This window comes from Anaerotignum faecicola, assembly GCA_024460105.1.
Lineage (GTDB): Bacteria > Bacillota > Clostridia > Lachnospirales > Anaerotignaceae > JANFXS01.
This window is the reverse complement of sequence record JANFXS010000259.1, coordinates 1-459: the sequence shown is the minus strand read 5'-3', so window position 1 is coordinate 459 and position 459 is coordinate 1. Positions and strand designations below refer to the sequence as shown.

The following is a 459-nucleotide window of genomic DNA, read 5'->3' as shown; positions in this document are numbered from 1 at the left end:
ATTTACAGGAACAGAAGAGAACCTGGTAAAAGCAGGGGATCTCGGAACGGTAACCTACAGAAGAACCAACACAGACGAAGCGGTCGGAACGTATCAGAAGGTGCTGACAGCTGAGTATACGCCAAACACCAACTACCTTGTAACTGTCGTAAAGGGAGACTTCGAAATTAAAACAGCCTCCATAGAAGGCGCAAAGGTCAGCGCTGTCGGAGGAAGCTGGATCTATGACGGAGCAGCCCATGCAGCGGAAGCGGTCCTGGAACATGCATCCGGCTACACGGTATATTACAAAGCCGGTAACGGAGACTGGACCACAGAGGCCCCGAGTGTGACCAATGTACTGGAAGGAACCGTAACGGTATCCGTAAAGGCGACGAGAAGCGGCTATGCAGATTTAATGACAGACGATGTAACCTTAAAGATTACACCGAGGGAAGCCACGATTACAGTGGATCATGC

Annotated in this window: 1 protein-coding gene; it reads left to right on the top strand. The window is 50.5% G+C overall.

Annotated features, from left to right (window positions below):
• Positions 1-100: 100 nt before the first annotated feature.
• A partial coding sequence (locus tag NE664_13850; protein MCQ4727717.1) for a hypothetical protein occupies positions 101-459 on the top strand: 359 nt, incomplete at its 3' end.